Origin of the sequence: Microbispora hainanensis, assembly GCF_006874475.1 — a bacterium.
In the GTDB taxonomy this organism is placed as follows: Bacteria; Actinomycetota; Actinomycetes; order Streptosporangiales; family Streptosporangiaceae; genus Microbispora; species Microbispora hainanensis.
On record NZ_VIRM01000064.1, the window covers coordinates 22,457 to 44,263 of the forward strand.

At 69.5% G+C, this 21,807-nt stretch carries 12 protein-coding genes and 2 pseudogenes; 6 read left to right on the forward strand and 8 right to left on the reverse strand.

What is annotated here, in order from left to right:
* Positions 1-8: 8 nt before the first annotated feature.
* The 6 genes and pseudogenes from FLX08_RS35085 to FLX08_RS35110 form a co-directional block, all read right to left on the reverse strand.
* Positions 9-1,820, reverse strand: a complete 1,812-nt coding sequence (locus FLX08_RS35085) for a hypothetical protein (protein ID WP_142624572.1) — start codon at positions 1,818-1,820, stop codon at positions 9-11.
* Positions 1,821-2,092: 272 nt separating this feature from the next.
* The gene (locus tag FLX08_RS35090; protein ID WP_142624573.1) at positions 2,093-4,264 is read right to left on the reverse strand and encodes a UvrD-helicase domain-containing protein; all 2,172 of its coding nucleotides are present in this window, start codon (positions 4,262-4,264) and stop codon (positions 2,093-2,095) included.
* A 248-nt stretch (positions 4,265-4,512) separates the two neighbouring features.
* On the reverse strand, positions 4,513-5,724 hold the full coding sequence (locus tag FLX08_RS35095) for an McrC family protein (RefSeq protein ID WP_142624574.1): 1,212 nt from the start codon (positions 5,722-5,724) through the stop codon (positions 4,513-4,515).
* Positions 5,721-6,452: an McrB family protein gene (locus FLX08_RS35100; protein WP_208761867.1), complete on the reverse strand. Its 732-nt coding sequence runs from the start codon at positions 6,450-6,452 to the stop codon at positions 5,721-5,723. The genes FLX08_RS35095 and FLX08_RS35100 overlap by 4 nt, the downstream gene beginning before the upstream one ends.
* 78 nt (positions 6,453-6,530) lie before the next feature.
* The gene (locus tag FLX08_RS35105) at positions 6,531-8,273 is read right to left on the reverse strand and encodes an IS1634 family transposase (protein ID WP_142624575.1); all 1,743 of its coding nucleotides are present in this window, start codon (positions 8,271-8,273) and stop codon (positions 6,531-6,533) included.
* 158 nt (positions 8,274-8,431) lie between these two features.
* A pseudogene (locus FLX08_RS35110) lies at positions 8,432-8,842 on the reverse strand (phosphoketolase family protein); the annotation flags it as partial.
* 210 nt (positions 8,843-9,052) lie between these two features.
* Here FLX08_RS35110 and FLX08_RS35115 point away from each other — a divergent pair.
* From FLX08_RS35115 to FLX08_RS35140, 6 genes and pseudogenes are all read left to right on the forward strand, one after another.
* A complete protein-coding gene (locus FLX08_RS35115) occupies positions 9,053-11,710 on the forward strand; it encodes a bifunctional acetate--CoA ligase family protein/GNAT family N-acetyltransferase (RefSeq protein ID WP_142624576.1) in 2,658 nt (885 codons plus the stop codon).
* Between the two features lie 78 nt (positions 11,711-11,788).
* A complete protein-coding gene (locus FLX08_RS35120) occupies positions 11,789-12,892 on the forward strand; it encodes a 4Fe-4S dicluster domain-containing protein (RefSeq protein ID WP_142624577.1) in 1,104 nt (367 codons plus the stop codon).
* Positions 12,858-14,534: an NADH-quinone oxidoreductase subunit B family protein gene (locus tag FLX08_RS43535; protein ID WP_425280663.1), complete on the forward strand. Its 1,677-nt coding sequence runs from the start codon at positions 12,858-12,860 to the stop codon at positions 14,532-14,534. The genes FLX08_RS35120 and FLX08_RS43535 overlap by 35 nt, the downstream gene beginning before the upstream one ends.
* Positions 14,531-14,863: pseudogene (locus tag FLX08_RS42635) on the forward strand (nickel-dependent hydrogenase large subunit); the annotation flags it as partial. The gene FLX08_RS43535 and the pseudogene FLX08_RS42635, both read left to right, overlap by 4 nt.
* A 172-nt stretch (positions 14,864-15,035) precedes the next feature.
* Entirely contained in the window at positions 15,036-15,818 is a 783-nt protein-coding gene (locus FLX08_RS42640) for a nickel-dependent hydrogenase large subunit (RefSeq protein ID WP_244313118.1), read from the forward strand.
* A complete protein-coding gene (locus tag FLX08_RS35140) occupies positions 15,808-16,251 on the forward strand; it encodes a hydrogenase maturation protease (protein ID WP_142624579.1) in 444 nt (147 codons plus the stop codon). Before FLX08_RS42640 ends, FLX08_RS35140 begins: the two co-directional genes overlap by 11 nt.
* Positions 16,252-16,341: 90 nt before the next feature.
* Here the strand turns inward: FLX08_RS35140 and mgtA are convergent, their stop codons facing one another.
* Both mgtA and FLX08_RS35150 read right to left on the reverse strand, forming a co-directional pair.
* Complete coding sequence (gene mgtA / locus FLX08_RS35145; RefSeq protein WP_244313119.1) at positions 16,342-18,858, reverse strand: magnesium-translocating P-type ATPase; 2,517 nt, start codon at positions 18,856-18,858, stop codon at positions 16,342-16,344.
* Between the two features lie 434 nt (positions 18,859-19,292).
* The coding region (locus tag FLX08_RS35150; RefSeq protein ID WP_142624581.1) for a cation-translocating P-type ATPase at positions 19,293-21,807 on the reverse strand (2,515 nt) is incomplete at its 5' end.

Sequence of the window (21,807 nt, forward strand, 5' to 3'; positions counted from 1 at the left end):
CGTGGTGCTTAGAAGTTCCCATTTCCACGCCTCAGCACAGCTGCCAAGTACCTCTTCCAGAGTTTCTCGGGAGGAGGATGCTCGATCGCGATCATTTGTCTCCAGAACTTCCACATTGACGGGGTAACATGTGTGATCCGCGGTTCTTCGGGACGTATCAGTCTCACTTCGATAGTGCCATCAGGATGATCGATCACGAGCCATACCGCAGAGTCGGGGATTTCTTTCCGCTCCGGACCACCGCTCAACCCAGTCTGTCGCTCATGCCACCACCTGGGTGGCCCTTCTGAAATGAGATCGGTGTAGTGGCCTTCGGCGTCGATCACTGTGGATCCCTGAACGACAGGAGAATCAGGATCGGCTGTGTCCGAAGTCGTATCGGGAACGGTCCATTCCTGCGGCGGATGCAGGTAGAAAGTGAGCTGACCTGCCCCGTAATCGAGCACGTGCTTACCGGGGGAGAGGCCTCGCCCTCGAAGTTCCGTGCGCTGTCCCGCAGCGTGGATCGGCACGCCATCGAGACACATAACGTCCACCCCCGGCGGAGGTATCAGATCCGGCTCGCCGCCGAGGAAGTAGTGTCGTCGCTCCCTCGTCAGCCGGACGTGCAATCCTCCGGCGAGGCGCGGCCGCGACGTACTGGAGAGCCCGTCGATGAACTCGACGTCGGCTGCTATGAACCAGCCGTTCACGGAAGTCTCCTCGGATTCCTCCCAGGCGAATCCGGCTTGGTCGACGAGTTTCCGGGCCTCCTCCTCACTTCGCTTGTTGAAGAGGATGAGGGAGGGCATGAAGGGTTCCGGCTTGTCCACCTCGGTCCAGCCGCCCAAGGGGTCCTCTTGCAGGATGAGCGGGTTCCGGCGGGGCTGGAGGCTGACCCCAAGGTATTTCCCCCATGCGACCAGACCATTCTCTAGGGCTTCGCCCAGATCCGGCAGCGTGCCCGAAAGTGTGTACAGGGCCCCGTCGCCTCGCGCCTCCACAGCCAGGTGGCCGTCGTGGTGTGTCAGGTTGTCCTCGTTGGTGCCGGGAATGCGCTCAACCCGCCACCTCAGCGCCCACCATCCCTCACGGCGATCCTCGGTCGCCGCGACGCGCAACCGTAGCTGCTGCAATCTGCTAGGGACGGGAGGAACGCGATCCGTGGCCTCGGCAAGGGATACCAGCAATGCTCCGAGGATTGAATCCTCCTCGCTGTGTTTACCCTGCTTCTTGAGGGCTTCTTGGAGCCGTCTGGAGAGTCGGAACTTATCCCCCCACATCCGAAGTTCCTGAAGTAGCACGGTGGCGTCACGCCCGCGCCGCTTCCTCAAGAACGGAGTGAGTCGATCTTGATCGGCCGCGCATATCAGGGCCTGCGACTGGGCGTACCCGATGAGCTCTCGCCCCTTGGACGCGTGCAACGTACTGAACCCGCGGGTTCCTCCCTGCTTCTCCAGCCACTCATCGAGGCACGTCCAGAAGTACGCCACCGTTGAGTAGTCGCGTTGCAGGTGGTCTTTACAGCCCCGGCTGAACCAGCTCGGTGGGGGGAGGAGTTCGGCCAGCCTGTCGTAGTAGGGGTGCGCTCCCCGCCCACCGTCTCCTCGCATGCGTGTCGCCGCCAGCACGCAAACGGCGAGCAGCGGCAGACACGGGGGTGGATCCTCCTGTGGGGATCTCTTCCAGGTTAGGACCGACTTATAAGCGTGCCGGTAGGCGTCCCCACTCCAATCGATGACCTCATCGGCGACGGCGGTGCACAGATCGCTGATCGCGTCCTTCGTTTGGGCCTCGCGGTGCAGGTCTGCGGCCTTCTCGTCGTCGATGAAGAACAGCAATGGACGGCCCGTTCGTTCGGGACCGAAGAATTCCTCGGCTAGCCGAGCTTGCCACCAGTTAGAAGAACGCACAGGTAGTGCCGATGTGAGCGGTAGGATATGGGATATCTGTCCACAATAGAGATCAGGCTGGGAACAACCACCCCATGTCACCTGCTGTTATGCGATTGTGACAGTGCTTTCTGAGGTTGGCGGTCGCACTGGCGATAGTGAAAGTATGGCCTCGCCATCGGTACGCTTCGCCCCGCATCCGGCGACGACGCCGCGTCTCCTCAATTCAGCGGCATATGGGGCTCGATGTTTGCCGAACCGGACGACAGGAACGGGCTGGGCGTTCCGCTCCACGACACATGCAGCGCCTCGCGAGCTCGGGTACACGCCACGAAGAGCACGCAGCGCTCTCTGAGCATGTCACTTTCGTGCTGCAACCGGTCCACGTCCGCGGGCGTGATCTCCTTCGCGAAGGGGAGGGCTCGCGCGGTCACCCCTGCCACCGCGACGCACCGGAACTCCAGGCCCTTCATCGCATGCATGGTCGCCAGGCGTACCCCGTCAATGTCCGCCCCTGGGTGGTCTTTCACACGGACCGCCGGAACGCCGGCGGTGGTCAGCCGGTCGGCCACCTTGTCCAGCAGGATGTTGAACCGGGTGCAGACCGCGATCTCGCTCGGCCGGACACCCTGACCTATCCACTCTTGCACCCGCTCCACGAGCGCCGTCACTTCGGCCTGTTCGGTCGGGTAACCGGCGGCGTGCGGCCGCTTGCCGTGAAGCAGCGACCGGTAGCCCGCAAGGCTGTCGCTGCCCTCGCCTCCGAGGTCCTCAAACTGGGAGCCGCCGAGCAGGCCGGTTGACCAGGAGAGAATTTCTTCCGTGCTGCGGTAGTTGATGCGCAGACGGCTGCTGCGCCCGGCGACGGAGATGCCGAGCGCGCCGAGCGATACCCGGGCGTCGTAGATCCGCTGGTGTGGATCGCCGGTGATGAACAGGTCGTCCGGTCCCTCGGGCACCGCCGCGCGCAGCACCCGCCACTGCGCGGGATGGAGGTCCTGCGCCTCGTCGACGACGACGTGGTCGTAGCCGTGGACGGAGAGGTCCGCGCCGCCGAGCAGCAGCGTGGCCTGCGCACACACCTGCAGGTGAGTGCTGGTGCCCGCGGCACGCAACTCCGCCGAGAACGCCTCCATGGCCTGCCAGGCTCGTTCCCGCTGCCGTGGCCCGAGCGCCGAACCCCGGCCACGTCGGTTGACCCGGAGGTACTCCTCCCTGTCGCCGATGCGCTGCGCGAGGACGACGTGCCGGAACTCCTGCGCCATGAACTGCTCCGTCCAGGGCAGATCAAGCGTGCGGCAGATCCGGCGCCAGATGTGCCGCTCGTCGGCGTCTCCTATGACGGCCGGCACCCGGCCGGACAGATCACGGACGACACGGTGGGCGAAGGCGTTGACGGTGGTCACGTCCACGCGGGCGAGCTGCTCCTCGTTGTCGAGGAGCAGCGTCAGGTTCTCCCGGAGCGCCCTGGCGAGGGCGTTGGTGTACGTGGTGAGCAGAATCCGGCTGTCCGGCGAGCGGGAGAGCAGATGCTTGACCCGATGGAGGGCGACCACCGTTTTGCCCGTGCCGGGACCACCCGTCACCTGGGCCGATCCGTTGTAGGAGACGCGGTAGGCGACCCGTCGCTGTGATGGGTGAAGGAACACGCGCCATGCCGCGAACGGCTTGTCGAGGATGTCCGCCAGCTCGTCGGGCCTGGTGACGAGAGTGATGCGGCTTGTGGTGTTGGCGATGGCAGTCCCGAGGTCTTCGGCCTGGTCGGGCGTCGCGTCCGCGGGCCGCCGTACGGCGACGACGTCCCGGTAGACCTCCTCGGGTGAGAAACCCTCCGCGAGGAACTGCAGGACCTCGAACTGGTCCTCCGGGAACAAGGTGCTGAAGGCCTCCAGCTGCGGTTTGTCGATGATGGTACGAGCGGCGCGCATCACCTGGTCATCGATGCCGAGCTCGCGCAGCACGTGGTCGGAGTGGCCGGAGAACAGCAATGTCGGCGCCTGCGCCGCCGCCTTTTCGAGTGTCGGCGTGAGCTGCTCGATGGCGACGACGTTGCGTACCTCCAAACCCCGCGTGGCGGTGTTGATCGTGTATAAGCGCTTCGCCGCCCACGTGTAGGCGTCGTCGTGGGGTACGACGTTCAGCAACAGGAAGGTGTCGCTGCCGTCGTCCGGGGCCAGCACGATGCCGCGCCAGAAGTCGTTGACACGGATGGTCCGCATACGCGGATCCCGTGCCTTCTCCACGGATTCCAGGTGCAGGCCCTTGTCGGAGTGGAGCTCGGCGATCGTGAGCTGCTGGAATTTCGCCATCGCCCGGCGCACCCCGACCTTGACCTGCTTGTCCAGGACGTCGTAACTGTCCCAGAAGCTGTTGGCGAGGGCGAGCTGGGGCACGCGGACCTCCTGGCGGGGGCTGAGGGAGTGTCTTCAAGAGGGGATCCTATGGGTGCGATCCCTGGTGCGCCGCTGCCCAGGGTGCTCCTGTTTTCGTGAGCGATCGGGACAGCGGGGTGCTTTAGGTAGGGGCCGGGCGGTGCGGGACTTCGCGGTCTCGGCGTCCTTGTTCCGGCCGTCACACCAGACGAACGGCGCATCATCATCAGGCAGTGTCAAGCGCGGTGCTGCGGTCTGGTGAGCCGCCGTCACGAGGGCCCGGTGAGCCGCCGCGCCAGGGCCGCTATCTCAGCGAGCAGACCGGCCGGTGGCTGGTCGAGTTCGAGGGCGTGCTGGTGGATAGTGATGCCGGCGTGCCGGACGCGGTGGACGGTGTGCGCGGCGCTGCCCTTGGCGTACACGAGATGCCCTTCCCGTAGGTTGAGCGCGGTGCAGTAGGCGAGCATTTGGTATATGTCCGCGTCCGGGTAGCCGGCGAGCTTCTCGGCCTTGTACTTGGCGTCGGCAACGGCCAGCGGAGTGCCGTCGTCCGTGTAGCGGACGAAGTCAGGGACCATACGGATCGCGCGGAGCTCGTCGAGATGGTGCGCGGCCTGCAGGACGCAGCGGCCGTCGCTGCCGGGGAAGGCTTCGCGCAGGGCGATGGTGACGAAGTCCTCGAAGACCCTGGCCATGTCGAAGAGAAAGCCGTTCACGGTGACCTCACCGGGCCGGTGCTCCACGGAGGCGCCTCGCAGCACCAACTCGGCCAGGTGCAGGGCCTTGTGGTATCGGCGGTTGAGCCCACTGGCCCGCCACTCCGGCAGTTCGCGGCCTCCGCCGACCGGCGTGGCATCAGCCAGCCGGGCACGGAGCCGGAGCAGCCTGCCGCGTACGTCGGCGGGGACGCCACTGGGGATGACGCTGGGCAGCCGGAGGAGCCGCTCGCAGGCGGTGCGCAGGATCCGGTTCTCGGCGATGTCGACGGTGAACTCGTCGTGGACGATTTCCAGGGGGACGAGCCTGCCGTGGTGCCTGCGGATCTGGTCGGCCTCGCGGATCCGGCCGCGCACCAGGAGGGCGGTCTCCTCGGTGGTGCGGTAGCCCTGGATCAGGCCCTGCCGCAAGGTCTCCTCCGCCTGCCGTACGAAGAGGCGGGCGAAGGCGGGCAGCGTGTCCGGCTCCTCATCCAACGGCACCTCGTCGCTTCGCCACGCCTGCGGGCTGCGGCTGTAGCCGAGGAGGAACAGGAGCCGGGCGATGGGTACCTTGGGCCTGATCCGTACGGTGACCGTACCGCCTCCAGGTACGGTCACCGTCGCCGCTCCGACCTTGCCTCCGGCCCTGACCCGCCACCGCCCCGGAAGGTACGGGTCGGGTGCGGCATCGACGAGATCGGAGGACGCCAAGGCCCGGCCTCTGGCGTCGTCGAGTACGACCGCGAGCGCCGGGCCATGCTCGGTGAGTTCGATGACGGTCACAGCAGGCCGGGTGCCGCGGTCTGCGGAGAGGGTCCGACGGCGGCGCGCAGTGACCGCAGACCGTAGCGCCCCTCGACGTCCACGCCTTCTCCGTAGTGGTGCTCTTCGAGCAGCGGGAGAATCTTCGTACGCCAGGTGCGTTCGAGCCCGCCGTCCCGGTAGACGCCCTCCTTCATCAGGTAGGAGGGGCCCACCTGGAAGTCCGGGTCGGTGATGCGGGAATTGAGTGCGTCGAGGAGGTCGGCCGGCTCGGCATCCCGCTCTTCCCTCGCGAGCCATCTGCGGAGCAGCCCGCGGGTCGGCTCTATCCGGGGCGAGAGTTCGACGAAGGCGAAACGGCGGCGCATCGCGGCGTCCACGAGTGCGATGGAACGGTCGGCGGTGTTCATGGTGCCGATGACGAACAGGTTCGACGGGAGCGCGAAATCGTCACCCGAGTAAGTGAGCCGCACCGACCTGTTCCGGTACTCCAGCAGGAAGTACAGCTCACCGAAGATTTTCGCCAGGTTGGCCCGGTTGATCTCGTCGATGACGAGGAAGTGCGGGACGTGCCGGTTGCCCTCACGTGAGGCGAGGTCGGCGAGCTCCCGGAGCGGCCCGGCGGTGAGCCGGAAGGCGACCTCCCGGGTCTGCGGATCCTCCTGAGGCCGGAAGCCCTCGAAGAAGTCCTCGTAGGCGTACGACGGATGGAACCTGCGTTCCGCAGATGTGTAGCGAGAAAAACACATGAATCTGGGTTGTGAGCTGCGGAAACGCTTGCGGGCACGCTGATGCGGCGTGTCACTAGGCGCAGGTGTTGTGCCTGGTCAGTCGTCTGTGGCGGGTGCAGCCTCGACGATCTTCTTCGGGGTCGGGATGTCGAGTTTGGCCAGGATGTCGCGCTGGGGCTTGGTCAGCTCGGCGCGCTGGCGGAAGGTGCCGGTCGGGCCGGTGAAGGTGGCCACGGTGAGCAGGTCGAACTCGTCGCGGATGCGGTTCCAGGTGGAGCCGGTGGTGGTCTCGATGATGCGGATCAGCAGCAGCGCCAGCCAGCACAAGATGACGTGCGCGCGGATGCGTTCCTCGAGCCGGTGATAGACCGGGCGCAGGTCGATGATCTGCTTCATGTCCCGCCAGCCCCGCTCGACTTCCAGTAATTGCTTGTAGCCGACGGCGATGTCCTCAGCCGTCAGCTTGGGGTCGGAGCAGCGCAGCAGGTACTTGCCGTCCAGGTTCGCCTCGGTCTTGACCTTCGCGGCGTCGAGGCGCAGCAGCCCGTTGGGAGTGGTGCGCAGATAGCGGTTCAGGCCGGGCTTGGTGGAGATGACTCCGCGGAGTTCGGCGCGTTTGGTGGCGTTGAGCGCGTCGCTGCCGGCGATCACCTCCTCCAACTGGGCGATCAGACGCTCGCGGATGGCGGCGTCGCGCGTGGCGCCGTCGGGGTTGAAGCAGATCACGAACCGGTCGGTCTCGCCGATCCGGACCTCTTTGACCTTCAGGTTGTCGGCGACGTCCTGGTAGCGGCCCTGGCGGGACAGGGCGGCCTTGGACTCGGCCGAGCCCGAGCGCAGCCGTTCGCCGATGATGTAGTGGTGATCGCCTTGGCGCAGGTAGCGGCGGTTGTCAGCGGAGGCGAAACCACGATCACCGACCCACACGATCTTGGACAGGGTCCAGTCTCGCATGTCGTCTTTGACCTGGCGGATCAGAGCGGTGTCGGTGGTGTTGCCGGGCCAGGACCAGACGCGGACCGGGATGCCGTCGCGGGTGACGGCCATCCCGATGACGATCTGCGGCAGGTCGTCGCGATGGTCTTTGGACGTGCCGCGGGCGCGGAAGCCCTTCATCACCGGTTCGTCGCCGTCGCCGTCGCCGTCGCCGTCGCCGTCGCCGTTTTCGGGGTCGGGGTCGGGCAGGGGGACGCCGCGCTGGTCACGGGCGATCGGCTCGTCGGGTTCGTCGATCTGGAAGTAGGTGGAGGTGGTGTCGAAGAACAGCAGGTCGACTTCGAGGTTGAGCAGGGTGGCGACCTGGTCGAACACCTTGCGTTCGACGGAGTCTTGGACCTGGTGCAGCCAGTCCATCGCCCGGTAGCAGGCGTCGTCGCTGCAGGCGGGCAGGCCCTGGATGTGGGCGTTGCGGCCGATCCAGTGCGAAGCGGCCAGCTTGGAGGAGGCGTCCAGGGCGCGGTTGGCGACCAGCGCGAACAGCACCCGCTCGGTGAAGACGCTGCGGCGGGTGGAGGCGAGGATGCGTGTCAGAATCGTGTCGATCTTCAGCTGCCGCCACAGCTGGTCCAGGAGGTAGGGGCCGCCGTAGGCGGCCGAACCGATGAAGGTGAGCTCCGCGCCCGAGGTGAGTGCGGCGGCCCGGCCCGGGTCCAGCAGCCGGCATAGCGAGCTGACCAGGCGTTCGACGGCGGCGCGGTCGATCTGGTCTTCGCGGCCGAAGTTGTGCAGCACCTTCATCTTGGCGGTCTTGGCGACGGGGTCCCATTCGTTGTGGGCGAGTTGGAGGTATCGCACCGTGGTGCCGTTTTTGTTCTTCCGGGTCGCGGTCCTGACGAACATGTCACCAGACCGTAGCAGTGTGTGTGCAGATGGTGATGGAGTTATCGCCGAAGTCGTGTCACTAGGGCTTTCCGCCGTTTCCGCTAGGCCATAAGCCACTGACCTGCAGTTTCAGGCCCGAACGTGCCCTGGATCATGGATTAGCTGCGGAACGCGGGGCCGCCCTCGTGTATCGACCCCGGCGTCTCCGGCGCCACATGACTGGGGATGCCACCGGGGAACGAAAACTGGCGGAACAGCCGTTGCATGCCGATCGTGTCCTGCGAGACATCGGGGTACTTCTCGGAGTAGCTGCCCTCCAGCCAGGCATGGGCGACTGCCGCCGGGCCGCCATGCCCAGGGCCGGCGATGTAAATCATGTCCTGGCCCCGCTGCCGGATGACCCGGTTGAGGTGACCGAAGCAGAAGTTCAGACCCGGAGTGGTGCCCCAGTGCCCAAGCAGCCTCGGCTTGATGTGCTCAGGCGCCAGAGGCTCGGTCAGCAGCGGGTTGGCGAGCAGGTAGATCTGCCCGACCGACAGATAATTGGCGGCCCGCCAGTACGCGTCGATGCTCTTCAGCTCGTCCATGAGCCGATCTTCTCCGTGATCGGTGTGACCTGCTAGTGACCTTGGTCACAGCATCCGGGTAACAGAGGGCCCGACCGCCGAGCGTGCCGACCTCGGCCTGGTCGCAGGAAGGACAGCCCGGCTGGCGGCACGTGGCTCGGGACCAGGGGCCCCAGCAAGACGGGGAGGAAGCCTCTTGGGGGGCGCTCGTCGGTCGTGGACTTTTGAGACATGGCTCGAACCGTTGGCGAAGCGTGCGACGTCCTCCTGCGTGACGGCGGGGTGGCGCACATCCGGGCGTTGCGGCCATCCGACCGGGAAGCCCTGCACGAACTGATCGCCAGGTCTTCCCGGCGCTCGGCGTATCTGAGGTTCTTCACCGGCGGCGCCGCCTCGGCCCATGCGTACATGGACCGGATCACCGGCTCCGGCTACCACGGGCACGCCCTGGTCGCTCTGGTCGGCGGTCTCATGGTCGGGGTGGCGGAATACATCGCCGATCCGGACGGGCCGGAGGCCGAGGTGGGGGTCCTGCTGGACGACGTGGTGCACGGCCACGGGCTCGGCACGCTGCTGCTCGAACACCTCGCGCTCGACGCGGCGGACGCGGGAGTCGAGGAACTCGTCGCTACCGTCCTGCCGGAGAACCGGGTGATGCTGCGCGTCCTGAACGATCTCGGCCTGCCAGTGGAGAGGCGGTACGAGCAGGGGCAGGTCGAGATTCGCATCGCCACCCGTCCCACCGAGCGACTCGTGGGCGAGATCGAGGCCCGGGCGCACGAGGCGGAGCGCAACTCCATCGCACACGTCTTCACCCCGCAGTCGGTGGCCGTGATCGGCGCCAGCCGCGACCCGGATCGCGTGGGTCACCGTGTGCTGCGCAATCTGATCGATGGAGGCTTCCCCGGCCCGATCTACCCCGTCAATCCGTGGGCCGCCGAGGTATGTGGTCTGCCGGCCTATCCCGACGTGGCCTCGTTGCCCGGGCCGGTGGAACTCGCCGTGATCGCCACCCCGGCGCCCACCGTGCTCGGCGTCGCCCGTGAGTGCGCCCGTCACCAGGTGCGCGCCCTGGTCGTATTGACGGCCGGGTTCGCCGAAGCGGGGAATCGCGAGGCCGAACGAGAACTGCTGGGCGTCTGCCGGGAGGCAGGCATGCGGCTGATCGGGCCCAACTGCCTCGGTGTGGTGAGCACGGCAGCTCGCCTGAATGCCGGTTTCCTGCCCACACCTCCTTCCGCAGGTCCGCTGGGACTGATGTCGCAGTCGGGCGCGGTGGCCGCGGCCGTGATCGAACGCGCCGGACAGCTCGGCCTCGGCGTCTCCTCCTTCGCCTCGGTGGGGAACAAGGCGGATGTCAGCGGCAACGACCTGCTCGAGTACTGGGAGGACGATCCGGCCACCCGCGTCATCGGTCTGTATTTGGAGTCGTTCGGCAATCCACGAAGGTTCGCCCGGATCGCCAGCAGGATCAGCACCCGCAAACCGATCATCGCGGTGAAGAGCGGGCGCGGCACCGCGGGCAGCCGGGCGGTCCGCTCGCACACGGCCGCTGCGGCGACGCCCGATGTGGCCGTGGACGCGCTGTTGCGCGCCTGCGGCGTCATCAGGGAGGACAGCGTCCAGGATCTGCTCGACACCGCCCGGCTGCTGGCTTTCCAGCCGCTGCCGGACGGCCCTCGGGTGGCGATCGTGGGTAATTCCGGAGGCCCGCAGGCGATGACCGCGGACGCCTGTGAGCGGCTCGGCCTGGTCGTGCCGGAGTTGTCCCCCGCCACCGCGGAGGCGCTTCGCGCCCGGCTCCGGCCGTCGGCGGCCGTCGGCAATCCCGTCGACCTCACGGCCGAGGCCGACGCCGGAGACATCGCCTTCGCGATCGCGGCGGTCCTGGCCGACCCGGGCGTCGACGCCGTGCTGACCGTCTACACCCCGCCGTTCGGCTCGGGTCTGGAACCGACTCGGGACGCGATCGCGGCCGCCGCCAGGAGCGCGGCGAAGCCTGTGCTCGCCTGCCTCGCCGGGCACGACGAACTCATCGACGGCCGGGTGCCCGCTTACGCCTTCCCTGAGCAAGCGGTGCACGCCCTCGCCCGGGCGGCAGGGCATGCCGCCTGGCGCGCCCGGCCGACAGCAGCTCCGGAGGACCTCGTCGGGATCGACCTGGCAGCCGCGCGACGGATCGTCGCCGTGGAACTCGCCGCTCATCCACATGGACGATGGCTGGACGAAGGAACGACGACCCGGCTCCTGTCGGCGTACAGCGTTCACACAGCCGAATCCGTCTCGGTCGACGGGCCGGAGAAAGTAGCGGAGGCTGCGTCAATCGTCGGACTGCCCGCCGTGCTGAAGGCCGTCGGCCCCGGGCTGCTCCACAAGTCCGACGTCGGTGGTGTGCGGCTCGGCCTGCGGACGCCCGAGCAGGTCGGGCAGGCGTACCGGGAGATGGCCACTCGCCTCGGCCCCGCGATGACAGGCGCGATCGTCCAGACCATGGCTGGCGAGGGGGTTGAGATGATCATAGGCGGCGTCGCGCATGAGACATTCGGTCCGCTGATCATGGTAGGGCTTGGCGGTGTCGCGACCGAGCTGCTCGCCGATCGCGCCTTCCGGGTGCCGCCGATCGACAAGACCGAGGCCGCCCGCATGATCGCGGAGCTGCGTTGCGCGCCGCTCCTGTACGGCTACCGTGGACGGCCCGCGGCCGATGTCGCGGCGCTGGAGGAGCAGGTCGTCCGCATCGGCCGGCTCATGGACGATCTGCCCGACATCGCGGAGCTTGATCTCAACCCGGTGATCGTGACGCCGGATGGGGCGGTGGCCGTGGACTGCCGCGTGCGGCTCGCCCCCGCCCCGCCACTCCCCTCGCCCTTCCGGCGCCGTCTCCGCTGACGTACGGGCCGCCATCCTGGGCATTTGGTCCAGATTGGGGTATATGCCCGTCGAACAGGGGTGTCGGGGGGATCGCTGATGGACACCGTTGTGATCGACACACTGGATCCGCTCATCGTGGTGCTCCGGTCGGCGGGTTACGCGGTCGTGGGACCCACGGTGCGGGACTCGGCCGTGCGGATGGCCGAGATCTCCTCCGCCGCCGATCTGCCGACCGGTGTCGGCGACGCCCAGCGGCCGGGCAACTACCGGCTGACCGAGCGGGGCGGCGAGATGATGTTCGACTTCGCCGCGAGCCCCGACTCGGCCAAGCGCTTCACCCAGCCGCCCCGCCAGACGCTGTTCCGGATGCGCGGCCAGACCGTCGAAGAGCCCCTGGAGGAGACGCCGCGTGTGGCGCTGCTCGGGCTGCGTGCCTGCGATCTGGCCGCGATAGCCGTACAGGACCGGGTGTTCCTGGGCAGGCACCCCGATCCCGCCTACCGGCGGCGGCGTGAGGCGCTGTTCCTGATCGCGGTGAGCTGCGCAGTGCCGGGCGGCACCTGCTTCTGCGTCTCGATGGGGACCGGGCCGAAGGCGACCACCGGCTTCGATCTCGCGCTCACCGAACTGGCGTCGCCGCACCGGTTCGCGGTCGAGATCGGCGGCGAGCGGGGAGCGGAGATCGCCGCGGCGATCCCGCACCGGGCCGCCGGCCAGGGTGATCTCAGCGAGGCCGAGGAGGTGTCGCGCGTCGCCGCCACCCGGATGGGCCGCCGGGTGGACACCGAGGACATCCAGCGGTGGCTGCCCGCCGCGCACGACTCCCCGCGCTGGACCGACGTGGCCTCCCGCTGTCTGAGCTGCACCAACTGCACCATGGTCTGCCCCACCTGCTTCTGCACCACTGTCGAGGACGGCACCGACCTCACCGGCGGGTTCGCGGAGCGCTCCGAGCGGTGGGACTCGTGCTTCTCGCTCGACTTCACCGAGCTCAGCGGCCAGCCGCCGGTGCGGAGCTCCGCCCTGGCCCGCTACCGGCAGTGGCTGACCCACAAGTTCGCCACCTGGTACGACCAGTTCGGCACGTCCGGCTGCGTGGGCTGCGGCCGGTGCATCACCTGGTGCCCCACCGGGATCGACGTGACCGAGGAGCGGTCCGCCATCCGTGGCGCTCCCGGGGAGACGTCGTGCATCCGATGACACCGGTCCGTACCGGGTCCGGTCGCGGCGGCCGGACCGGGCCGACACCGTCACCCTGGCGCTGGAGCCGACGACCGGGCCGTGCCCGGCCTTCCCGCCGGGCCAGTTCACGATGATCTACGCGCGCGGCGTCGGCGAGATCCCGATCTCGATCAGCGGCCGGGGCCGCACCGGGACGCTGGTGCACACGATCCGGGCCGTGGGCGCGGTCAGCGACGCGTTGTGCAGGGCTCGGCCCGGCGACCTCGTGGGAGTCCGCGGCCCGTACGGCACCGCGTTCGACGTGCCGGGGGCGGGTGGGCTGGACGTGGTCGTGGCGGCGGGCGGCCTCGGGCTGGCGCCGCTGCGCACGGTCGTCCGGGAGCTGATCGCCCACCGGTCGCGCTATGGCAGGATCAGCGTGATCGCCGGCACCCGGACCCCGATGACCCTGCTGTATCCGCGGGAGCTGACCCGCTGGCGGGAGACCCACGGCATCGACGTCCAGGTCATCGTGGATCACCCCGACCATGTCTGGCGGGGCCCGATCGGGCTGGTCACCAGGCTGATCGACCGGATCGTCTTCGAGCCGCGCAGGACCGCGGCCTTCGTGTGCGGCCCGGAGGACATGATGCGTGCCGTCGCCGACGAGCTGGTCGCGCGGGGTCCCCGCCCGGCGGATCATGCTGTCCCTCGAGCGCACCATGAAATGCGGAGTCGGCCGGTGCGGGCACTGCCAGCTCGGCCCGCTGCTGCTGTGCCTGGACGGGCCCGTGGTCGACTACGAGCGGGCAGGCCGCCTGCTCGCCGTACGGGAGCTGTGATGGGCACGCGCAAATCGATATCCGAACCGCGGCCGCGTGGGTCGGCCTCCCGGCCTCGGCTGGCGGTGTGGAAGTTCGCCTCCTGCGACGGGTGCCAGCTCACCTTGCTCGACTGCGAGGACGAACTGCTGTCCCTCGCCGCCGAGGTGGAGATCGCCTACTTCCTGGAGGCGTCCAGCGCCGCGGGCCCGGGGCCGTACGACCTGTCCCTGGTGGAGGGGTCGATCACCACCCCCGAGGACGCCGAGCGCATCCGGCACGTACGCCGGGTGTCGAGGCGCCTGGTGACGATCGGTGCCTGCGCCACCGCCGGCGGGGTCCAGGCCCTGCGCGACTTCGCCGACGTGCGCGAGTTCGCCTCCGTCGTGTACGCGCGGCCGGAGTACATCGCCACCCTGGCCACGTCGACCCCGATATCGGCCAACGTGCCGGTCGACTTCGAGCTGCGCGGCTGCCCGATCGACAAACGGCAGCTGATGGAGGTCGTCACCGCGTTCCTGACCGGGCGGCGGCCCGTCGTCCCCAGCCACAGCGTCTGCGTCGAGTGCAAGATCCGGGGCAACGTCTGCGTCCTGGTGGCCCACGGCACGCCGTGCCTCGGCCCGGTCACCCAGGCCGGCTGCGGGGCCCTCTGCCCGGCGTTCAACCGGGGCTGCTACGGCTGTTTCGGCCCGGCGGACACCGCCAACTCGCGGGCGCTGAGCACGAAACTGCGCATCCTCGGCATGAGCGACCCCGAACTGGTGCGTGTCTACCGGACCTTCAACGCGACCGAGGAACAGTTCATCCAGGCCGCCGAGGAGGCCGCCGGAGAGGCCCCGGGGGAGGCCGGCGGGTGACGCACAGAACCGTCCGCATCGGCGGCCTGTCCCGGGTCGAGGGCGAGGGCGCCCTGCTGGTACGCGCCCGCGGCGGCCGCGTCACCGACCTCCGGCTGAAGATCTACGAGCCGCCCCGGTTCTTCGAGGCGTTCCTGCGCGGCCGGGCCTACGACGAGCCCCCCGACATCACCGCGCGCATCTGCGGCATCTGTCCCGTGGCGTACCAGATGAGCGCCTGTCAGGCCATCGAGTCGGCCCTCGGTGTGGCGGTCCCCGGGCCGCTGCGGGACCTGCCGCTGCTCCTCTACTACGGCGAGTGGATCGAGTCGCACACGCTGCACATCTTCCTGCTGCACGCGCCGGACTTCCTCGGCTACGACAGCGGCATGGCGATGGCCGCCGACCACCGCGAGCACGTCGAACGCGGCCTGGCGGTGAAGAAGGCGGGAAACGAGCTGGTCGCGACGCTGGGCGGACGGGCGATCCACCCGGTCAACGTACGGCGGCGGTTTCCACCGCGTGCCCCGGCGGCAGGAGCTCGCTCCGGTGGCCGAGCGGCTGCGCCGGGCGCGCGAGCACGCGCTGGCCACCGTGACCTGGGTCGCCGGGTTCGACTTCCCCGACGTCGAACACGACTACCGGTTCCTCGCGCTCCGGCACCCGGACGAGTACGCGATCCTGTCCGGCTCGCCCGCCGTGAGCGACGGATCCTCCTTCCCCGTCGAGGACTGGCCGGACCACGTGGTGGAGGAGCAGGTCCAGGACTCCACGGCGCTGCACGCCCGGCTGGACGGGACCACCGGCTACCTGACCGGCGCCCTCGCCCGCTACGCCCTCAACTCGCCGCGGTTGTCCGCGTTGGCCCAGGAGGCGGCCCGGGACGCCGGCCTGGGCGAGGTGTGCCGCAACCCGTTCCGCAGCATCGTCGTCCGGGCCGTCGAAGTCGTGCACGCCTGCGACGAAGCGCTGCGGATCATCGACGGCTACGTCGAGCCCGAGGTGCCGGCCGTACCCGTCGAACCGACGGCGGGAGTCGGCCACGGCGCGTCGGAGGCGCCGCGCGGCACCCTGTACCACCGCTACCGCATCGGCGCGGACGGGCTGATCACCGAGGCGGCCATCGTGCCCCCCACCTCGCAGAACCAGGCCCGGATGGAAATGGACCTGCGCGAACTGATCGAGCCCCGGCTCGGTCTGGCGCAGGCCGAGCTCGCCGCACTGTGCGAGCGGGCGGTGCGCAACCACGACCCGTGCATCTCCTGCTCCACCCACTTCCTGGACCTGCGGCTCGATGCCCGGTGACCCGGTGGTGATCGGGATCGGCGGCGACGCGCGCGGCGACGACGCGGCCGGTCTGGAGGTGGTCCGGCTGCTGCGCGGCAGGCTCCCGCCCTCCGTCCTCCTCACCGAGAGCTGCGGAGATCCCATGCACCTGGTCACGGCCTGGGACGACGCGCGCCTGGCGATCGTGATCGACGCGGTCTCCTCCGGCGCGCCGCCGGGAACCGTACACCGCGGCCTGCCGCCCCATCCCGGGGCCGGCCGGCACCGAAGCTCGCACGCCCTGGGCCTGACCGACGCGATCGCACTCGGCCGGGCGCTCGGCCGGCTCCCGCACGAGCTGGTCTTCTTCGGTGTCGAAGGAGGCGACTTCGCCCTCGACGCCCCCGTCACCCCGCCGGTCCTGGCGGCGATCCAGGAGACGGCCGAGGCCGTACGGCAAGCACTCCGATGAATCCCGCAAGGCTCGGGCCGTGCGCGCGGTCGTTCAGCGTTCGAACGGGGCCCACCGCATTTCACGACCTGGCAGTTACTACCGCGGTGGTCAGCTCCCTGACACGGACCTGGCCAGACCGTGTCGGACCAACCGCGGCCTGCGGCTGAACGGGGTGGCCCGGCGGTGCACGTGGCGGTGGGGCGGCAGGCGCCGCTCGCGTGGGGCGGGCACGGTGCGGAAGCGCCTTTTGACGGCCTCGACGAGTGCCAAGTAGACGATCAGGACGACGGCGATAGTGCCGAGAATGGCCGGTGGGATGGGCGCCAGCCCCAGGTCGGATGCGAAGGGCGCATAGGGCAGGGCGAGTCCGGCCGCCACCACGACCCCCACGGCGATCACGAGGGCTGTGGCCGGCCGGCTTCGCCAGAACGGCGTACGGCGGGTCCGGACGATGAAGATCACCAAAGTCTGGGTGGCGAGGGACTCCACGAACCAGGACGCGCGAAACAGCGGCGGCGCGGCGTGGAAGACTCGAAGCAACAGCGCGAACATGGCGAGGTCGAACATCGAGCTGAGCGGTCCGAAGACCAGCATGAACCGACGGATGAGCCCGAGGTCGAAGCGCGCGGGCCGGGCGAGCTGCTCGCGGTCGACGGCGTCGGCCGGGATGGCGAGCTGGCTGGCGTCATACAGCAGGTTGTTGAGCAGCACCTGGCTCGGCAGCATCGGCAGGAACGGAAGCACCGCCGAGGCCGCCGCGGCGGAGAACATGTTGCCGACGTTGCTGGCCGTACCCATCAGGAGGTATTTGACGGTGTTGGCGAAGATGCGGCGGCCTTCTACGATGCCGTCGGCGAGCACGCCCAGGTCCTTCTCCAACAGCACGACGTCGGCCGCGTCCCTGGCGACGTCGGCCCCGGTGTCGACGGAGATGCCCACATCCGCCCGGTGCAGCGCGAGCGCGTCATTGACGCCGTCGCCGAGGTAGGCGACGTCCAGGCCGCCGCTTCGCTGGATGCCGACGATCCTGGCCTTCTGCTCGGGGCTGACTCGCGCGAACACCGTGGCCGCTGGCAGGGCATCGGTCAGGGCGGCGTCGTCGAGACGCTCGATCTCCTCACCGGTCAGCACTCCGGTGACGGGCAGGCCGATCTTCTCGCACAGGCCGGTCGCGACGGTGGGGTGGTCGCCGGTGAGGATCTTCACGGTGACTCCGAGCGCGGCCAGGCGTTCGAGCGCCTGCTCCACGCCGGGTTTGGGCGGGTCGCTGAACACCAGGAACCCGGCCAGATCGAGATCGGACTCCACCAGCTCGCGTTCTCCTGCGCGTACGGCGACCGCGACCAGGCGGGCGCCCTCGGCGAACAGCCGCTCGGCGAGCGCGCGGGACTCCTCGGGCACGGTCCGGCACCGGGCCAGCACCGCTTCCGGGGCTCCCTTGACGATGGTCAGCGTCGCGCCGGCGGGGTCCTCGACCAGTACGGATGCCATACGCCGCTTGTGGTCGAACGGCTTGGCATCGATGCGCCGGTAGCTTCCCGGCGTCCACTCCCGCATGGCACCTGCATCGTGCAGGGCTTCGTGGAGGGCGTCGTCGAGTGGTGTGGAGCCGGGCGGGTCCGCGCACAGCACTCCGAAACGGAACGGGCCGTCGGCGTCACCCTGGTCGGGGGTCCCGTCGGGGCGGACGGCCTGGCGCAGGGCGATCCTGGCTTGGGTCAGCGTGCCGGTCTTGTCGGTGAACAGCACCTCGACGTCGCCGAGGTCCTCGATGGCGACCAGGCGTTTCACGAGCACTTTCATCCGGGTGAGGCGGCGCGACCCGGTGGCGAGGCTGGTGGTGACGACGGCAGGGAGCAGTTGCGGGGTGACGCCGACCGCGATGGCGAGCGAGAACAGCATCGCGTCGAGCAGCGGGCGGCCTATGACCAGGTTCGTGGTGAACACTCCGGCCGTCAGCGCCGCGGCGACCCACACCAGCAGTCCGGAGAACCTGCGCAGCCCGATCTGGAAGGCCGTCTCAGCGTGCCGCTCACCCAGGCCCGCGGCGATCGCGCCGAAAGCCGTGCCGGCGCCAGTTCGGGACACGGTTCCGGTCGCGGTTCCCGCCGTGACGACCGTTCCCATCAGCGCCGTGTCGCCGGGTTTCTTGCGGACTGGCAGCGACTCCCCGGTCAGCACCGACTCGTCGCACTCGAAGTCCCGTGCCTCGGCCAGCTCGATGTCCGCGGGGACGACGGCGCCGAGCCTCAGCTGGACCACGTCCCCGGGGACCAGGTCGGTAACGTCACGCTCAACCAGGGTGCCGCCCCGCAGCACACACGCCCGGCTGCGCATGTGCTCGTGCAGCGCCTCCACCGCGCGCTCGGCGCGGTACTCGTTGGCGAAGCCCAGCCCGACGCTCAACGCGACGATCACACCGATCACCACCGCGTCGGTCCGCTCCCCGACGAAGAACGACACGGTGGCCGCGACCAGCAGCAGTATCAGCAGCGGGCTGCGGAGTTGCCTGGCCAGCACCGCGACGGGGCGCGCCCGGTGGCTGCGGACGGCGTTGGGGCCGACTTTGGCCCGGGCGGCCGCGGCCTGTTCGTCGGTGAGCCCTGTCGTGGCCGGTTCTGTCACGGTGATTCCTTTGGCGTCGGCGGGTCCGGTCATCGCAGCGGTCCCGTCCCCCCGGATCGAGAGTTGTTCGGCCCGCGCTCGGCCGACCGCCTGAACGCTAACTCCACGCTCGGTCCGGTCAGATCTCGCACAATGGGCTCCATGCCCTGAAGCAGATCACTCAGGCGTGTGGGGTGGCCGCAGGCCAAAGGCATCCTGCCAGGGGACCTTCGGCCCATGATGCGGGGAACCACATCTTCAGTTCGAGACGGCGTCGAGCTCCCGGGCGGGCGGCCGGCACAGCGACGTCGTCTTCGAATACGCCGTCCCCACGAGGAGCGCGTCGCACAGGTGTGGCAATGGTGCGGCGGCGTGGACGGTGGCGAGTTGGCTCAGTAGCCCTGAGTCGAGTTCCCCCTGTTGATGTTGCCAACGTAGGGCGTATAGGGCGGCGCCTATGCAGTGGGCCTAGTGAACGGGTGGGGAGAGGGCGCTTGGCCTGTCGCTTCGCTCCCGGTACGCTCGCCGCCGCCACTGCCGCGGGGGCGCACCATGTCGCACGCCAGCGCCGAGAGTATGGCGGCGCCCAGCGCCATCGCCCAGCCGGCGGGCGGCAGAGGCACCAGCGCGAGCGGCGCGCCCAGCGCCGGGATCACCGTCACGAGCACCTGCAGCGCCGCGGTGGCGGTCACCGCGACAAGTACCGAACGGCCCCGCCACCAGCCGCGCTCGAAGGTCCGGCGACGGGCCCGGACGACGTAGGCGAGGGTCAGGCGGGCGAAGACCAGTGCGAGCACGGCCTGGCTACGGACCTGTTCCTCGCTCCAGCCGAGGCGGCGGGCGACCTCGACGGCCGCGAAGACGAGCGCGCCGACGGCCACCGCCCGCAGCGCGATCCGAGACAGGACGGGCCAGGAGAGCAGATCGCCGGCGGGTGGCCGCAGTGCGAGCGGGTCGCCGGCGGGCCGGTCGACGCCGAGTGCGATGGCGGGGATGCCGTCCAGCACCAGGTTGATCCAGAGCAGTTGCACGGGGAGCAGCGGCACGACCAGGTCCGGCCAGGTGATCAGGCCGGTGAGGACGATGAGGATCTCCGCGAGGTTGCCGGTGAGCAGGTATCCGATCATCGAGGCCACGTTGTGGCGCAGGCGGCGCCCTTCGCGCACCCCCGCGACGATCGTGCCGAGATCGCCGTTGGTGACGACGACGGCGGCGGCCTCCCGGGCGACGTCCGTGCCCTCCTCGCCGGCCATGGCCACCCCCACGTCGGCGTTGCGCAGTGCCGGGGCGTCGTTCACACCGTCGCCGGTCATCGCCACAACCTGGCCGTCCTCGCGCAGGGCTCGTACCAGGTCGAGCTTGGTGCCGGGGTCGACGCGGGCCAGTACGGCCGCCTCGCGCAGCCGGGCGTACCGTTTCGAACGCTCGTCGTCCGGGCCTTCGAGGGTCTGGAGTGCGGCGCCCGTGACCACCGGGTCGGCGTCGATACCCACCTCCCCGGCGATGGCGCGGGCGGTGTCGGCGTGGTCACCGGTCACCATCACGACGCGGATGCCCGCGGCGCGGCAGTCCGCCACCGCCCGCGCCGCCGAGGGGCGGATCTCGTCACTGAGCGCGACCAGGCCGAGTGGGCGCAGGTCCACGGCGTCCAGGTCCGGGGTGTGCTCGCCGGCGAGCGCGAGCACCCGCAGGCCCCGGTCGGCCAGACCGGACACCGCTCGCGTCAGCCGCTCGGTCTCCGGGCCGGGCACGCAGCGGGCGAGCACCACCTCCGGGGCGCCCTTGACCGTCAGCAGAGGCCCATCCTCGGCCGCCGTGGTGATCACGGCCATCGACCTCGTCTCGGCGTCGAACGGGCGGGCGGCCAGGCGTTCCTCGCCGGGCGGCAGCCTCACCCCGTGCCGCTCGGCGGCCACGGCGAGGGCCACGTCGACCGCGTCCCCCAAGCGGTCGCGAGCGTCGTTGCAGCGCAGCGCGGCACGCCACAGGTCGTCGTCGGACGCCGTCACCCAATCGGCCACGGTCAGATGCCCAGTGGTCAGAGTGCCCGTCTTGTCCGTGGCGATGACGGTGGTCGCGCCCAGCGCCTCGATGGCCGGCAGCCGCCGGACGATCACACCGAGCGCCGCCATGCGCTGTGAGCCGAGCGCCAGCGCCGTGGTGACCGCTGCGGCCAGGCTTTCCGGCACGGCGGCGATGGCCAGCGCCACTCCAGCCAGGATGATGTCGACAAGCGCGGCCTCGCCCCGCTGGACTCGGGTGAGTCCGATGAGAATCATCACGACGCCCGCCATGACGGCGATCAGGCCGATTCGTCGTGACACCCGTGCGAGTTCCACCGCCAGCGGGCCCTTGACGCCGCCGCCCAGCGCGGAGGCGATGCGCCCCATCTCGGTGCGGGCACCGGTGCGGCTCACCTCCGCGACGCCCGAGCCCCGGACGACGAGAGTCCCGGCGAACAGCTCGTCACGGCGATCGGCGAGCGTGCCGCCCGGGCTCTCCGCTCCCGCGGCTCGCTTGTCGGACGACAGCGACTCGCCAGTGAGTATCGACTCGTCCACGCCCAGCCCGTTCGCCTGCAACAGCCGCGCGTCAGCGGGTACGCGGTCTCCGGCCGCAACCTGCACGACATCGCCCGGTACGACCTCGGCGGCGGGAATCCTCCGTACAACGCCGTCGCGGACGACCTTGGCCATGGGCGCGGTGAAAGTGCGCAACGCCCGTACGGCATGGTCGGCCTTCGTCTCCTGGCTCACCCCGATGACCACGTTGACCAGGAGAATGGTCAAGATGGCCGCGCCCTCGGGAACCTCGCCGAGGACGACCAGGGTGACCAGCCCGGCGATCAGCAGCAGGATCGACATCGGGTCGGCAAGCTGACGGGCGGCCCGGACGGGCAGTCGCGGCGGCCTCGGCTGCGCGAACTCGTTCGGCCCGCACTCGGCCAACCGCTCCGCTGCCGCCTCCGCG

Coding starts and splice junctions, on each gene's coding strand:
- FLX08_RS35100 (WP_208761867.1), bottom strand. CDS start 6,452: ATGTGTTTTTCTCGCTACACATCTGCGGAACGCAGGTTCCATCCGTCG.
- FLX08_RS35105 (WP_142624575.1), bottom strand. CDS start 8,273: ATGTTCGTCAGGACCGCGACCCGGAAGAACAAAAACGGCACCACGGTG.
- FLX08_RS35115 (WP_142624576.1), top strand. CDS start 9,053: ATGGCTCGAACCGTTGGCGAAGCGTGCGACGTCCTCCTGCGTGACGGC.
- FLX08_RS35120 (WP_142624577.1), top strand. CDS start 11,789: ATGGACACCGTTGTGATCGACACACTGGATCCGCTCATCGTGGTGCTC.
- FLX08_RS35140 (WP_142624579.1), top strand. CDS start 15,808: ATGCCCGGTGACCCGGTGGTGATCGGGATCGGCGGCGACGCGCGCGGC.